This window comes from Streptomyces sp. NPDC002754 (assembly GCF_053592315.1).
Genome location: NZ_JBSFVM010000096.1, coordinates 1 through 1,038 on the forward strand (window position 1 = coordinate 1; position 1,038 = coordinate 1,038).

The 1,038-nt window shown below is 70.3% G+C and carries 2 protein-coding genes; both read right to left on the minus strand.

Annotated features, from left to right (window positions below; translation table 11 throughout):
- On the minus strand, positions 1-494 hold a 494-nt coding region (locus ACWD2L_RS41025), incomplete at its 3' end, for an amidase family protein (protein ID WP_451193856.1).
- A gap of 133 nt (positions 495-627) precedes the next feature.
- A partial coding sequence (locus tag ACWD2L_RS41030; protein ID WP_451193859.1) for an acyl-CoA dehydrogenase family protein occupies positions 628-1,038 on the minus strand: 411 nt, incomplete at its 5' end.

Below are 1,038 nucleotides of genomic sequence, written 5' to 3' on the forward strand. Positions count from 1 at the left end.
GCGTGCGCGACGGGCACCATGCCGGAACTCACAGCGGCGGCCGACCCTCCGCTCGAACCGCCGGGCGAGTGGCCCGAGTTCCACGGGTTGCGGGTGGGGCCGTGCAGCGTCGGTTCGGTGCTGGAGTTGAGGCCCAGCTCGGGGGTGTTGGTGGTCCCGAGAACGACCATCCCGGCGCGCCGGTAGCGCTTCACGAGTTCGCTGTCGCGGTCGGCGACGACGTCGGCGAAGAGTCTGCTGCCACCGGCGGCGGGCAGTCCCGCGACCTCCATGCCGAGGTCCTTGATGAGCACCGGCACCCCGCGCAGCGGGCCGTCGGGCAGCCCGGCGTCCACCTCGGCCAGTGCCTCGTCGAACCGGGTGTGGATGACGGCGTTGAGTTCGCCGTTGAGCTTCTCGATACGGGCGATGGCGGCCTCGACCACCTCGCGGGCGCTTGTCCCACCGCTCGCAATCGCGGACGCCGTCGCGACGGCGTCCCACCTGTCGACCACTGCATTCTCCTCACACTCGGACAACCGCGGGGCGGGGCCATGGGGGGTGAGGGGAAATTACGATCCGGCACACTCCCTGGTGCGTGGCATCCCACTCACCGGGAGGCCCGGAGTGGAGCACCGCCGGACGGGGTCACGGGCGGGCCTCTCTGGGCAGTCCGAGCACGCGCTCGGCAATGATGTTGCGCTGGATCTCGTTCGAGCCCGCGTAGATGGTGTCGGACCGGGAGAACAGGAACAGCCGCTGCCAGTCGCCGAGTTCGTAGGGGTCACCGGCGGCGTGCAGTCCGTCCGCGCCGCACACATCCATGGCCAGTTCACCGAGTTCCCGGTGCCAAGTGGCCCAGTAGATCTTCCCGATGGACGCCTCGGGTCCCGGGGCCCCGGCGGCGGCTCCGTCCAGCATCCGCAGCGCGTTGAACCGGATGGTCTCCAGGCCGATCCAGGCACGGGCGAGCCGGTCGCGGATCAGGGGGTCCTCGGCGCTGCCGTTGCGACGAGCCAGCTCGATCAGGGTCTCCAATTCCCGCCGGAAACCAACCTG